General features: G+C 62.0%; 12 protein-coding genes. 3 read left to right on the forward strand and 9 right to left on the reverse strand.

The annotated features are described in order from the left end of the window. Window positions 1–163 precede the first annotated feature (163 nt). Entirely contained in the window at window positions 164–1273 is a 1110-nt protein-coding gene (locus tag ACYJRZ_RS22300; protein ID WP_459462635.1) for an RHE_PE00001 family protein, read from the reverse strand. A gap of 171 nt (window positions 1274–1444) precedes the next feature. Between ACYJRZ_RS22300 and ACYJRZ_RS22305 the strand changes: the two genes are divergently transcribed. Beyond that, on the forward strand, window positions 1445–3943 hold the full coding sequence (locus ACYJRZ_RS22305) for a heavy metal translocating P-type ATPase (RefSeq protein ID WP_459462637.1): 2499 nt from the start codon (window positions 1445–1447) through the stop codon (window positions 3941–3943). A gap of 151 nt (window positions 3944–4094) precedes the next feature. Here the strand turns inward: ACYJRZ_RS22305 and ACYJRZ_RS22310 are convergent, their stop codons facing one another. Further along, window positions 4095–5285, reverse strand: coding sequence for an acetyl-CoA C-acyltransferase (locus ACYJRZ_RS22310; RefSeq protein WP_459462639.1), 1191 nt, complete (start codon window positions 5283–5285; stop codon window positions 4095–4097). Between the two features lie 166 nt (window positions 5286–5451). Here ACYJRZ_RS22310 and ACYJRZ_RS22315 point away from each other — a divergent pair, with 166 nt between their 5' ends. Next, window positions 5452–5679, forward strand: coding sequence for a type II toxin-antitoxin system VapB family antitoxin (locus tag ACYJRZ_RS22315; RefSeq protein WP_459462641.1), 228 nt, complete (start codon window positions 5452–5454; stop codon window positions 5677–5679). Next, complete coding sequence (locus tag ACYJRZ_RS22320) at window positions 5679–6074, forward strand: type II toxin-antitoxin system VapC family toxin (protein ID WP_459462643.1); 396 nt, start codon at window positions 5679–5681, stop codon at window positions 6072–6074. The genes ACYJRZ_RS22315 and ACYJRZ_RS22320 overlap by 1 nt, the downstream gene beginning before the upstream one ends. A 37-nt stretch (window positions 6075–6111) precedes the next feature. Here the strand turns inward: ACYJRZ_RS22320 and ACYJRZ_RS22325 are convergent, their stop codons facing one another. From ACYJRZ_RS22325 to hutI, 7 genes are all read right to left on the reverse strand, one after another. After that, window positions 6112–6417: a hypothetical protein gene (locus tag ACYJRZ_RS22325; RefSeq protein WP_459462645.1), complete on the reverse strand. Its 306-nt coding sequence runs from the start codon at window positions 6415–6417 to the stop codon at window positions 6112–6114. 103 nt (window positions 6418–6520) lie between these two features. After that, complete coding sequence (locus tag ACYJRZ_RS22330) at window positions 6521–7960, reverse strand: MFS transporter (protein ID WP_459462647.1); 1440 nt, start codon at window positions 7958–7960, stop codon at window positions 6521–6523. Between the two features lie 198 nt (window positions 7961–8158). After that, the gene (locus tag ACYJRZ_RS22335; protein ID WP_459462649.1) at window positions 8159–8821 is read right to left on the reverse strand and encodes a sulfite oxidase-like oxidoreductase; all 663 of its coding nucleotides are present in this window, start codon (window positions 8819–8821) and stop codon (window positions 8159–8161) included. Between the two features lie 78 nt (window positions 8822–8899). Further along, entirely contained in the window at window positions 8900–9463 is a 564-nt protein-coding gene (locus ACYJRZ_RS22340) for a HutD/Ves family protein (protein ID WP_459462651.1), read from the reverse strand. Between the two features lies 1 nt (window position 9464). Further along, on the reverse strand, window positions 9465–11150 hold the full coding sequence (gene hutU, locus ACYJRZ_RS22345) for a urocanate hydratase (RefSeq protein WP_459462653.1): 1686 nt from the start codon (window positions 11148–11150) through the stop codon (window positions 9465–9467). Window position 11151: 1 nt separating this feature from the next. Beyond that, window positions 11152–12687 (reverse strand): histidine ammonia-lyase, encoded by a 1536-nt coding sequence (hutH, locus tag ACYJRZ_RS22350; RefSeq protein ID WP_459462655.1) that lies wholly within the window; start codon window positions 12685–12687, stop codon window positions 11152–11154. Further along, window positions 12684–13940 carry an imidazolonepropionase gene (gene hutI, locus ACYJRZ_RS22355; RefSeq protein ID WP_459462657.1) on the reverse strand — a complete coding sequence of 419 codons (1257 nt, stop codon included), beginning with the start codon at window positions 13938–13940 and terminating at the stop codon, window positions 12684–12686. Before hutI ends, hutH begins: the two co-directional genes overlap by 4 nt. Window positions 13941–13967 lie beyond the last annotated feature (27 nt).

A 13967-nucleotide genomic window follows, 5' to 3' on the forward strand; every position in this document is an offset into this window, starting at 1 on the left:
GGCGCGACCTTAGCTTGCATCGTGTCGCTTAGGAATTTGGTATGGGCATTAAATTTTGTCCATTTTAGCGCCACTTAGCGTAACAAACTGTAACATTGGACGAAAAACCAGGGTTGTGGTTGCAAGAAACGGCGGTTCTACCCAAACCGCCCGTTGCAGCCCATCAGAGCACGCCCCAGCCCCGATAGCGCCCGCGCCCCGTCATTTCGCGTAAGCCGAGTTCGGTCACCAGATTGAGCGCGCCCCTCGAGGTAATGCCGACATGGCGCGCGATCATTTTCGCCGAAACGATCGGCCGCGATAGCACGATATCGATGACCTCGGGCAGGCTGCTGTTCGATCGCCTATCCTTGAGTCGTACTTCCATCTGCAGCTTGGCAAGCGAAAGCCGGTCGAGTTCCTTCAGGCCCGAATCGGCCGAAAGCGCCATGGCCTCGAGAAACGCCGTCAGCCGCGTAGTGCGATCGGGTGCGCGCCGGCGGTCATGTCGGACGGCCTTCAGGCCGACATTCAGGCAGAAGAGATGAGACGTAACCTTGCCCCGGCTGCGCAGATAGGCGCTGGGCAGCAAGCCACCGAGCCAATGTTGCCGCCGCAGAGGCTCGATCCTTTCCCAGGCATCGAAGAGCACCGCGGCCCCCAAGGTGGCCGGCAGCAGATCCGCCTCGCGAATGACGGCACGCCAGCTGTCCAGCCGCTCATCCTCATCCCAATCCTCGTCTCGGATGAGTGCCAGGGGATCCTGGGCGTCGATAATCGGCTGCCGAGGTTCTGGAACGCCGCCATTCAGAATCTTGTCGGATCGAGCGAGGATCGCGTCGATCTCGGCGAAATCGACGCCGAAATCATCCTCCCCGTCCTCCGGCTCGTCAGGCTCGATGGCCCGGGCAGAGGTCGAACGCGGCGTGCTACCCTCGTCGGTCTCGCCGACCTCGCCGCGCAGCACGGCAAGGCCAGCCGGCTCCAGCCCCCAGGACGGATCGGCGGCCCATAGGCGGCGACGGCTACGCAGCACCGAATGGGCGATGGTCAATTCATGAGTCGGGGTGCGCGTATCCATGCGCGCATCATGCAGAACGAGATCCTCGACATGTACGAGTTCACCGCCCACCCAGAGCGCACCGGCAGCATCGAAAAAATGTCCACGCTCGCGAAAGCCATTCGCCACCGCATGCCTCAGCACGCGCTCATCCAGACGCGCCAGCATGTCTTCCGACTTGACGACGGCAGGCAGAAGCGTGGCAAGCGGCAGCGTGCTCAGATCATATCGCATTGGAATCACATCATTGCATCGATCTTACGGAACTTATCATCGCCATCTATGGTGAGATAGGAAAGCGGCCCTGTGAACTGTGGATGGCAATCACTATTTTCCGGCTTGACCTTCCAGCGATGGGAAGGTCCATAAACCTGTCCGAAGCCCCTTCGGGCAAAGGAGTATGACATGAGACCACACGACGAGCACGATCACAGCCATCATGGTCACGATCACCACCATGCCGACACGCAGGATGAAATGATCCGCGATCCCGTCTGCGGCATGACCGTCGATCCTGAGGCCGGCAAGCCGTCGTTGGAATATCGCGGGCGCACATTCCACTTTTGCAGCAATGGCTGCCGCGTAAAATTCGAGGCTGCGCCGGAAAACTATCTCACGGCCAAGGATCCCGTCTGCGGCATGACGGTCGATCGCGCCACCGCCCGCCATTTAACGAAGCACGAAGGCGAGAAATTCTATTTCTGCTCGGCCGGCTGCAAGGCGAAGTTCGAAGCAGAGCCATCGGCTTATCTCGATGGCAACAAGCCGCCGCCAAAGCCGGTGCCGAAGGGCACGCTCTATACCTGCCCGATGCATCCCGAGGTGATCAGCGACCATCCTGGCGACTGCCCGAAATGCGGCATGGCGCTGGAGCCCATGGGAGTCCCCGCCGCGGATGAAGGCCCGAACCCGGAGCTTGTCGATTTCACGCGCCGGCTTTGGATCAGCGCCGCCCTGTCGCTGCCGTTGCTTGCCATCAGCATGGGGCCGATGATCGGCCTTCCCATTCGCGACTGGATCGGCGAACCAATCGCCATCTGGCTCGAGCTTGTTCTCGCAACGCCGGTCGTTCTTTGGGCAGCGCTGCCCTTCTTTCGCCGCGCCTGGAATTCGCTCGTCAATCGCAGCCCCAATATGTGGACACTGATCGGCCTCGGCGTCGGCACCGCCTATGTCTACAGCGTCATCGCCACGCTCGCCCCCGGCCTTTTCCCCATGAGCTTCAGCGGGCATGGCGAGAGCGTGCCCGTCTATTTCGAGGCGGCTTCCGTTATCGTCGCCCTGGTCTTCGTCGGCCAGGTACTGGAATTGAAAGCCCGCGAACGTACCGGCTCGGCCATTCGCGCGCTTCTCGATCTCGCGCCGAAAACGGCACGGAAGATCGGCGCCAATGGCAGCGAAACCGATGTGCCCGTCGATGAGATCCAGGCTGGCGACCGGCTGCGGGTGCGGCCCGGCGAGCGCGTTCCCGTGGACGGTTCCGTTATCGAAGGCCAATCTACCGTCGATGAATCGATGATCACAGGCGAGCCCCTGCCGGTCGAAAAAACCAAGGGCGATGCCTTGACCGGTGGCACGATCAACAAAAATGGCGCGCTTATCATGCAAGCCGAAAAGGTCGGCGCCGAGACCACGCTCTCTCGCATCGTCGAGCTTGTTGCTAAGGCGCAACGCTCGCGCGCGCCGATCCAGACGATGGTCGACCGCGTCTCTGCCGTCTTTGTGCCGGCCGTTGTCGCAGCTGCCATCATCGCCTTCGCCGTCTGGGCCTTTGTCGGGCCGGAACCGAGGCTGGCGCATGCGCTGCTTGCCGCCGTTGCGGTGCTCATCATCGCCTGCCCCTGTGCGCTGGGGCTGGCAACCCCCATGTCGATCATGATCGCCACCGGCCGCGGCGCGCAGGAGGGTGTGCTGGTGCGCGATGCAGAAGCGCTCGAACGCTTCGCCAAAGTGGACACACTCATCGTCGACAAGACGGGCACGCTGACGGAAGGCAAACCGAACCTGACCGATATCGTCACCGCGGCGGGCACGGACGAGGCACGCCTTCTCTCGCTCGCCGCCAGCTTGGAGCGTGGCTCCGAACACCCGCTTGCCGAAGCGATCGTCGCCGGCGCCAAGGAGCGCCAGGCGCACTTCGTCGAGATCTCGGGCTTCTCGGCTGTAACAGGCAAAGGCGTCGAGGGCCGCACCGGCGAAACCGCGATCACCCTCGGCAACGCGGCGATGATGTCCGATCTTGGCGTCTCGATCGATGACTTGAAGGCTGAGACGGAGCGCCTGCGCGGCGAAGGCAAGACCGTCATGTTTGTCGCTATCGACAGGAAGCTGGCCGGCCTTGTCGCTGTCGCCGACCGGATCAAGCCGACCACGGCAGCCGCCATCAAGGCGTTGCACGAAAGCGGCCTGACCATCGTCATGGCAACCGGCGACAACGGCAAGACCGCTGCCGCCGTCGCGAAGCAGCTCGGCATCGACGAAGTGCGCGCCGATATGCTGCCGGAAGGCAAGAAGGCACTGATCGACGAACTACGCGCCAAGGGTCGCATCGTTGCCATGGCCGGCGATGGCATCAACGACGCTCCGGCACTTGCATCAGCCGATGTCGGCATCGCCATGGGCACAGGCGCCGATGTCGCCATGGAAAGCGCCGGGATCACTCTGGTAAAGGGCGATCTCAATGGCATCGTGCGGGCACGCCACCTCTCGGAAGCGACCATCCGCAACATCAAGCAGAACCTCGCCTTCGCCTTCGGCTACAATGCGCTCGGCGTGCCGCTGGCAGCTGGCGTGCTCTACCCGGTCTTCGGTCTGCTGCTGTCACCGATGATCGCGGCCGCAGCAATGAGCCTGTCGTCAGTCTCGGTGATCGGCAATGCACTGAGGCTGCGGCTGGCGAAATAGAGCGCCAATAGCATACGATATTGTTAGGAACTCGTCCTCTGGCGCGGTCGTCCCTTCTCCCCACCAAGCGGGGAGAAGGCTAGGATGAGGGGCCATGACATCATGCTGCGGCATCAATAGGCGTGCATGACCAGCCCCTATATCCCTCCAGTCAGCCGACCCGCTCCACAGCAATCGCCGTCGCCTCACCGCCGCCGATGCAAAGCGCCGCAACACCCTTCCTTGCTCCCTGACGCTCGAGCGCATGTAGGAGCGTCACGATCAGCCGTGCCCCGGTGGCGCCGATGGGATGGCCGAGCGCGCAGGCGCCGCCATTGACGTTCAGGCGGTCGCGCGCAATGCCAAGTTCCTTGGCAGCCGCCATGGCGACGACGGCGAAGGCCTCGTTGATCTCGAAGAGATCGACATCGCCGACCTTCCATCCAGTCTTATCGAGTACCTTGCGGATCGCCGGGATCGGCGCGGTGGTGTACCAGGCAGGTTCCTGAGAATGCGTGGCATGCGCCTTGATTTCAGCGAGAATGGGCAATCCCTCGCGCTCGGCAAGCGAACGGCGCGTCAGGATGAGCGCCGCCGCACCGTCGGCATTCGCCGAGGCACTGGCGGCCGTAATCGTGCCATCCTTGCGGAATGCCGGCTTGAGCGTCGGGATCTTTTCGGGCGAAACCTTTTGCGGATGCTCATCCTTGGCGACCGTGACCGGACCACCCTTGCCACTCACCGAGATCGGCGTGATTTCCGCTTCGAAAGCGCCGGTCTCAAGCGCATTGCGGGCGCGCGAAAGGGTTTCGACCGCGTAAGCATCCTGATCGTCGCGGCTGAACTGATAGGCCTCGACTGCCATTTCGCCGAAATCACCCATGGAGCGGCCCTTCTCATAGGCGTCCTCGAGCCCGTCGAGCATCATGTGATCGAAGATCCGGTCATGGCCCATGCGATAGCCGCTGCGGGCCTTGGCAAGCAGATAGGGCGCATTCGACATGGATTCCATGCCGCCAGCAACCGTGATTGAGGCCGAACCAGCGAGAAGCAGGTCATGCGCCAACATGGTCGCCTTCATGCCGGAACCACAGACCTTGTTGATCGTAGTTGCCCCGACAGCATCCGGCAGGCCTGCCCCGCGCGCAGCCTGCCGGGCCGGCGCTTGCCCCTGCCCCGCGGGCAGGACGCAGCCGAACAGAACCTCATCCACTCTCTCCGCCGAAAGTCCGGCGCGCTCCAGCGCAGCACGGATGACATGCGCACCGAGCTCGGGCGCCTGCAGGGGCGAAAGATCGCCCTGGAAACGGCCGAGCGGCGTGCGGGTGGCGGAAACGATGACAACGGGATCGATAGCAGGCATGACATCTCCTCACGGTCAAGCAAACAGCTTAATGTCATTGCTAGCACGTTAGATGATATCCGTCATCTAAATATCGATGAAATCGGAGCACAAGCAGGCATCAGACGCGATTGCCCTGAAACCAGAAAGGCTCTAAGGATATCCCCAAAACTAGAAAGGATATCCAATGCCGCTTTACATTAAAGACGACGCCATAGATCGATTGGCGCGACGCTATCAGGCGCTGACCAAGGCTGCCACCAAGACGGAAGCGGTGCGGCTCGCCTTGCAAAAGGCGCTGGATGAGGAACTGACCAAGCCGGCCCTTGCCGATGTCGCCGTCGCCTTTTGCCGCAATCTCAAGCAGAAAGCCTCCGCCAAAGGCGTAAGCACTGGCACGACCGGAGAAGCCTGATGTTCATTGACGCTTCGGTGCTGTCGGCAATGATGACCGACGAGGAAGAGGCCCGCGCCTTCGCCATTCGCATGCAGCCGGCAACAGCTCGCATGACCTCGCCGGTTGTCGCAGCGATTGCCGCAATCCAGGTTTCCAGTGCTTTGGGATTGTCGCCGACAGAGGCAAGCGAAGCGGTGCGCACGTTCCTGCAGCTGATGAACATCCAACTGCTCGCGGTGCCACCTCGCGCTGCCGTCGTCGCGACCGAGGCTTACGAGCGCTATGGCCAAGGCGACCATATGGCTCGCCTCGGCCTTGACGATTGCATGACCTATGCCTGCGCTCGCTATTATCGCCAGCCGCTATTGTCGAGCAGCGACCGCTTCAAGCAGACGGATATCGAGCTGGCCTGAGCCGCTCCAACGGAGCCAGCCCGCTACGATCTTGCTCTTACGGGCAAAGCGAGGAAGGGCCAGCCGCAAAGGTATTCGAGCGAACACCGACGGCGTTCGGAGCAGCAGCGCATTGCAGACGGGACATCGAGTCGCCGGCGCGGATCGGGCCCGTTACCGACGGGTCGGTGTTGATCGTGCCGTCGGGAAGGATCGCATCCTTCGAATGGTCGACGCTGCCGACATCGGCCTGGAACGCCTCAACATTGACGCGCTTGGGGTGATGCTTGTGCACCTGCTCGGCCATGGCGGCACTGGATACGCCGACGACGAGAGCGGAGATAGCGAGGGTTCTGAGCAGCATGGGACTGCCTCCTGTGGGAGTTGACGCGAGTTTCATATGGGAACCGGCAGGCCACTTTACAGCGGCTTGCCTGTCAATATCATTAAGAATTTGAAGGTTTTGATCAGGTCTTCACTTTATGGCGGGATACCTCTGCGCCGGCATCGTGCGGCAGGCTGATAAAACGCAATGCGGAGATGCCACCGATAAGACCAATGACGAGGAAAGCCCAGCGAAAATCGATGAGCGAGAGCGTTTCCCCACCATGAATCGTGCGCGAGAGATTGAGGACCGCAGCAGCGACGGCCACGCCAAGCAGCAGTGAAACCTGCTGCAGCATGCTCGACAATGTCGAGGCGGAGCTGCGCTGTGCGGCATGGATGTCAGCAAACCCCAGCGTATTCAGCGCCGTGAAGTTCATCGAGCGCGACAGGCCAGCCATGAATAGCAGGCAATATATTAACGTATCCGGCGTCGCCGGAGACAGAAGTGCACATCCGGCAATGCTGGCCGACGAGATCGACCCGTTGACGACGAGCACGTTGCGGAAACCGAAGATTCTCAACATCTGCGTCGTGATCGCCTTCATGCCGAGATTGCCGGCGAAATAGAACAGCAGATAGGTGCCCGCATCGATTGCCGTGCGGCCGAAGCCGACCTGGAAGAGCAGTGGGATCAGGAAGGGCGTCGCGTTGATCGCGACCCGGCTCGCCGTACCCGCCGAAAGCGTAGACATGGCGAAGGTCTGTACCTTGAAGGCGGAGAGATCGAGCAAGGGTGCATCGACCGTCAAGAAATGTCGGGTGGCGAGGATGGAGAAAACCACGCCTGCAGCGATCAACCCAATGCTGGGCGCCAGCCCCGTCGTGCCCTGCACCACGAATTCGAGGCCGGCGAGCAGGAAGGTCAGCCCCGCCGCCGACTGCAGGAAGCCGATGAAATCGAGGCGGGCGACCTTTTCCTCCCGCTGATCCGGCACGAAGCGCAGAACGAGGCCAAGGCCGATGATGCCGATCGGGATATTGATGAGGAAATTCCAGTGCCAGCTGAAATAGGTGGTGATGAAGCTGCCGAGCACGGGGCCGATGACAGGCGCCGTCAGTGCCGGCCAAGTGATCATCGACATCGCGTGCACCAGATCGGATTTGCGCGCGTTTTTCAGCACGATGATGCGCCCGACTGGCGTCATCAACGCGCTGCCGATACCCTGAATGGCGCGAGCGATGATGAACTCGGTCAAATTGGCCGAAAGTCCGCAAAACAGCGATGCCACGGTGAAGATGGTGATCGAGGCCAGGAACACTCGCCGTGCACCATAGCGATCGCCCGCCCAGCCGGCCAGCGGCACGAAAGCCGCCATGGTGAGCAGATAGACCGTGATGCCGATGCTCATCGAAACCGGCTCGACACCAAAGGTTGCCGCCATCTGCGGCAACGAGGTGGTGACGATGGTGCCGTCCAGGATCTGCCTGAAGAAGGAGACGGCGACAACGAAGGCGATGATGCGGGACTGCCGGCCGAAACTTACTTCGGAAGGCTCTTCTATGGTCCTGGCAACGGTCATGGGATGAAATTTCGGAGATTGGCGTTCAAGGAAGCCGCGCATTGTCGGCCGTAATCATACGATCATTGAATACGCCCATGATGGTAGCTTGCAAAGCCACAAACCCAACCGTCGCCATCAAAAATTGCCACGGTGACATAAGAATCGCGATGTGGGAGGGCCAGTGCCGGGCATCTCACTTGCGAAGCGCCCAGAGCGTCAATCGTCCGAATAGCGCTGCTCGCGCCAGGGATCGCCATACATGTGATAACCGTTCTTCTCCCAGAAGCCGGCCCTATCGGCACCGATGAGCTCGATGCGGTTCAGCCACTTGGCGCTCTTCCAGAAATAGAGGTGCGGCACGACGAGGCGCATCGGGCCACCGTGCTCACGCGTCAGCGGCTGATTCTCCCAGGCGGTTGCGAGGATCGCATCCTCAGCCGCAAAATCCGCAAGCGGCAGATTGGTGGTATAGCCGTCATAGCTCGTGAGCAGCACATGCTGCGCCTCCGCCGTCGGCATGGCGAGATCGAGCAGATCGCGTGTAGAAACCCCTTCCCAGCGATTGTCATAGCGCGACCAGGTCGTCACGCAATGAATATCGCTGACACGGGTGGTCTGCTCTATCGCCTGGAAAGTCGCCCAATCCAAGCTGAGGCGGTTCTCCACGAAGCCGATTACATCGAGCCGCCAGCTCGACAGAGAAATCTGCGGCTGCACGCCGAGATCGAGTACTGGCCAGTTCTTCACGAGATGCTGCCCCGGTGGCAGCCGCTCCGTTTCGGGCCGGCTGATGCGCCCCGTCAGAAACTTGCCCTCCGCCGCCCATCGGCGCTTGGAAGTGGTGAGCTTGCTATCGGCGGGGATCTGATCGTCGCTCATGCCGGTGTCCTCTCTGCTGCGCAGAAAGGAGATAACCGAGCCGGGCGGGTGTCAAGTCAAGGAACGGCAGATAGCTGACTATATTGCCGCGACGGCGATATGGAACAGCTGCGCCTTCCCCGAGATTGAATGCCGCGCGGCGCTGTCGTTGTAAATCAAAAGGCAATCGCCCGCATCAAGCGCGTTGCCGTCAACCTCGACATGGCCTCGATGGCAAAGAATCAGATTGGTCCCGGTTTCAAACGCGACTTCACTGTGCCCGTCGACCAAAACGCGCTGCACCGAATGCGTAAAACGGCCCCGCCGCGTCATGACGTTGAGATCGGTAATCGTCCCATCGATCAACGTCGCCGAAGTCGGCGCGTCGGCAGCAAAGGGCAGCGGCTCGCTCGCCTGCGTCAGGCGTTCGGGTGCGCGCCCCTTGATGAAGAGGGTCATGCCCTCGCCATCAAGGATGGATAGCGTGCGATCGATGCCGGGAAAAATTGAAAACGGCCCATCCGTCGCAACGGTTGCCATGCTGACGCGCCAGTCGAAGTCGGCAAGCCCAGCGCCCTCGGGCGAAACGGCGATCTCCACCGTTTCCCCGCCGCCGTTTTTCCAGGGCATGCGCTTGTGGTCACTGGCGCGCAGCAGCTTCATCTTAGTTCCCCAGGATGGCCGGCAGGCGCAAGCCTTGCTTCTTGGCCCAGTCGAGGGCAATGTCGTAGCCGGCGTCGGCGTGGCGCATGACGCCGGTCGCCGGATCGTTCCAGAGAACGCGCTCCAGGCGCTTGGCCGCATCATCCGTGCCGTCGGCGCAGATGACCATGCCGGAGTGCTGGCTGAAGCCCATGCCGACGCCGCCGCCGTGGTGCAGCGATACCCAGGTGGCACCCGATGCGGTGTTGAGCAGGGCGTTGAGCAGCGGCCAGTCGGAAACGGCATCCGAGCCGTCCTTCATGGCTTCGGTTTCGCGATTCGGCGAGGCGACCGAGCCGGAGTCGAGATGGTCGCGGCCGATGACGACAGGAGCCTTCAGCTCGCCGTTTCTAACCATTTCGTTGAAGGCTAGGCCGAGGCGATGGCGATCACCGAGACCGACCCAGCAAATGCGCGCCGGCAGGCCCTGGAAAGCGATGCGCTCGCGCGCCATGTCCAGCCAGTTGTGCAGGTGCTTGTTGTCGGGCAGCAGCTCCTTCACCTTGGCGTCGGTCTTGTAGATATCCTCCGGATCGCCCGAGAGGGCAGCCCAGCGGAACGGACCGATGCCGCGGCAGAAGAGCGGGCGGATATAAGCCGGCACGAAGCCCGGGAAAGCGAAGGCGTTTTCGAAACCCTCTTCCTTGGCGACCTGGCGGATATTGTTGCCATAGTCGAGCGTCGGCACGCCGGCATCCCAGAAAGCGACCATGGCTTCGACATGCACCTTCATGGAGGCACGGGCGGCAGCTTCGACGGCCTTCGGGTCGCTCTCGCGCTTGGCTCGATGTTCGGCCACCGTCCAGCCGATCGGCAGATAGCCGTTCAGCGGATCGTGGGCGGAGGTCTGATCGGTGACGATATCCGGACGCGGGCCGCCGGCCTTCATGCGCTTCACGAGTTCCGGGAATATCTCTGCGGCGTTGCCGAGCAGGCCGACGGACTTGGCTTCGCCGGCCTTCGTCCACTTGTCGATCAAGGCAAGCGCTTCGTCGAGCGTCTTTGCTTTCTCGTCGACATAACGGGTGCGCAGGCGGAAATCGATGCGGGTTTCGTCACTTTCGACGGCGAGGCAGCAGGCGCCGGCCATGACGGCCGCGAGCGGCTGTGCGCCGCCCATGCCGCCGAGACCGCCGGTCAGGATCCACTTGCCCTTCAGGTTGCCATTATAGTGCTGGCGGCCGGCTTCGACGAAGGTTTCGTAGGTGCCCTGCACGATGCCCTGCGTGCCGATGTAGATCCACGAGCCGGCCGTCATCTGGCCGTACATGGCAAGGCCCTTCTTATCCAGCTCGTTGAAGTGATCCCAGGTCGCCCAGTGCGGCACGAGGTTGGAATTGGCGATCAGTACGCGCGGCGCATCCTTGTGGGTGCGGAACACGGCGACCGGCTTGCCGGACTGCACGAGCAGAGTCTCGTCTTCGTTGAGCGTCTTCAGCGTCGCGGCGATACGGTCGAAATCGTCCCAGGTGCGAGCGGCGCGGCCGATGCCGCCATAGACGACCAGCTCGTTCGGGTTTTCGGCGACGTCCGGGTCGAGGTTGTTCATCAGCATGCGCAAGGGCGCTTCGGTCAGCCAGCTCTTGGCGTTGAGCTCCGGACCGCGAGGCGCGCGGATTTCGCGGATATTATGGCGTGGGTTGGTCATGTCACATCTCCAAGGAGGGCAGGATGTCGGTTGAAATCGAGGCATTGAGCGCGCCGGAGCCGATAAGCTCGCTGGCGGCTTTCAGGTCGTTTGCCATGTAGCGATCCTCTTCCAGCGACGGCACGGCGGCGCGGATCGAAGCAATGGCAAGGGTCAGTTCCGGGCTGGTCGTCAGCGGCGCGCGAAGCTCAACGCCCTGAGCAGCCGTCAGCGCTTCGATGCCGATGATCCCGAAGAGGTTTTCGGTCATTTGAAGCAGCCGGCGGGCGCCATGGCAGGCCATGGAAACATGGTCTTCCTGGTTGGCGGAGGTTGGGGTCGAGTCGACCGAGGCCGGATGCGACATCTGCTTGTTTTCCGACATCAGCGCGGCCGAGGTCACTTCGGCAATCATCAGGCCGGAATTCAGGCCCGGTTTCTTGGCGAGGAAAGCCGGGAGGCCGTAGCTGAGCGCCGGGTCGACCAGCAGCGCGATGCGGCGCTGGGCGATGGCGCCTATTTCACAGACGGCGATGGCAATCTGGTCGGCGGCGAAAGCGACCGGCTCGGCATGGAAATTGCCGCCGGAAACGACGGAATTGTCCGACAGCACCAGCGGATTGTCGGTAACGGCATTGGCTTCGATTTCGAGTGTCCGGCCGACGGTACGCAGAAGGTCGAGGCAGGCTCCGTCGACCTGCGGCTGGCAGCGGATACAATAGGGATCCTGTACGCGCTCATCGCCTTCGATATGGCTTTCGCGGATCACCGAACCGACGAGCAGGCCGCGAAGGGCGGCGGCGGTATCGATCTGGCCCTTATGGCCGCGCAGCGTATGAATATCGGGGTGAAAGGGTGCCGAGGAGCCCATCGCCGCATCCGTCGACATCGCGCCGGTAATGAGAGCGGCCTGGGCGGCACGATGGGCACGGAAGAGACCCGCAAGCGCGAGACCGGTCGAGACCTGCGTACCGTTGATCAGCGCCAACCCTTCCTTTGCGGCAAGCACGACCGGCTTCAGACCGGCCTTTTCGAGCGCTGCCGCACCGGAAAGCCGCTCACCGGCATAAAAAGCTTCCCCATGCCCCATCATGACGGCGGTCATATGAGCCAGCGGTGCGAGATCGCCCGATGCGCCGACGGAACCCTTTTCGGGAATGACAGGAACGACGCCCTTTTCGAGCATGCCTTCGATGAGCCGCACGAGTTCCAGCCGAACGCCGGAGGCGCCGCGCCCGAGCGAAATGAGCTTCAGCGCCATGATGAGGCGAACGACGTTTTCGGGCAACGGCTGCCCCACGCCGCAGCAATGCGAGAGGATGAGATTGCGCTGAAGCGTCGCGACATCGGCGCTTTCGATCTTGATGGAAGCCAGTTTGCCAAAGCCGGTATTGATGCCGTAAACCGGCGCGTTGCCGGCTGCGATTTCAGCGATGCGGGCGGCTGCCTTGGCAACGCCGGCGTCGAAGGACGCATCGAGCTTAGCCGGCTCACCGCTCCAATAGATCGTCGCCAGCTGTCGCAGCGAGACGGAACCCGGATGGAGAACGACAGTCATCGGTTGAACCTCTTTCCCTTGAAAACATGTGCATGGAGGGGATTGAAGCCGATGCGGTAGACCAGCTCCGCCAGGCTCTCGACATCCCAGATGGCAAAATCGGCCGACTTGCCGGCTTCGAGCGTCCCCGTCTCGGAGAGCAGCCCAAGGGCGCGAGCGCCTTCGCGCGTCGCGCCGGCGATGCATTCCTCGACCGTCAGGCGGAAAAGGGTAGCGGCCATGTTCATGGTCAGCAGCAGCGAGGTCAGCGGTGAGGTCCCAGGATTGGAGTCCGTGGCAATTGCGATCGAGACGCCCGCATCACGCAGGGCTTGAACCGGCGGCTTCTGCTTCTCGTTGATGGCATAGAAGGCGCCGGGCAGCAGCACGGCAACCGTACCAGCCGCAGCCATCGCTTTGACGCCGTCCCCATCGAGATATTCGACGTGATCGGCTGATAAAGCACCATAGGAAGCGGCAAGCTTGGCACCGCCTAGATTGGAAAGTTGTTCGGCATGCAGCTTCACCGGAATACCGAGCGACTTGGCAAGATCGAAGACGCGGGCGATTTCCGCCGTCGAAAAGGCTATACCCTCGCAAAAACCGTCGACGGCATCGACAAGACCCTCGGCATGCGCTTGGCTGAGGCCCGGCAGCACGACATCAGTGATATAATCGCCGTTGCGGCCCTTGTACTCTGTCGGCGTCGCGTGAGCACCGAGATAAGAAGTCACGACGCGAACCGGGCGGACTGTCTCCAGCTTGCGCGCGGCCCGCAGCATCTTCAATTCGGATTCGATGTTGAGGCCGTAGCCCGACTTCACTTCGATTGTCGTTACGCCTTCCGAGAGCAGCGTGTCGAGGCGCGGCAAGGCAGCGGCAACGAGCTCGTCTACCGATAGCGCGCGGGTCGCATTGACGGAGGAAACGATGCCGCCGCCGGCACGGGCGATCTCTTCGTAGCTCGCGCCTTCCAGCCGCATTTCGAATTCACGAGCGCGGTTACCGCCATAGATAATATGCGTGTGGCAATCTACGAGGCCTGGAGTCACCCAGCGCCCTTCGAGATCGACGATTTCGGCGCCCGATGTATCGGGCAGATCGGCTTCGTTGCCGGCAAAGACGATATGGCCACCCCTGGTCAGGATCGCGCCTTTCTCGATGGTGCCGAGCCGGGCCTCGCCCTCTTTCAAGGTCGCAAGGCGAGCGTTGCGCCAGACGCGGCTTGCCGCGTCGTCTTCCCTGCTGTCTTCGGAAAAATTATTCCCACCCATCAGCTTTACGCCTTTCCTCGTTGGCTC

The organism is Rhizobium sp. No.120, from assembly GCF_054558365.1.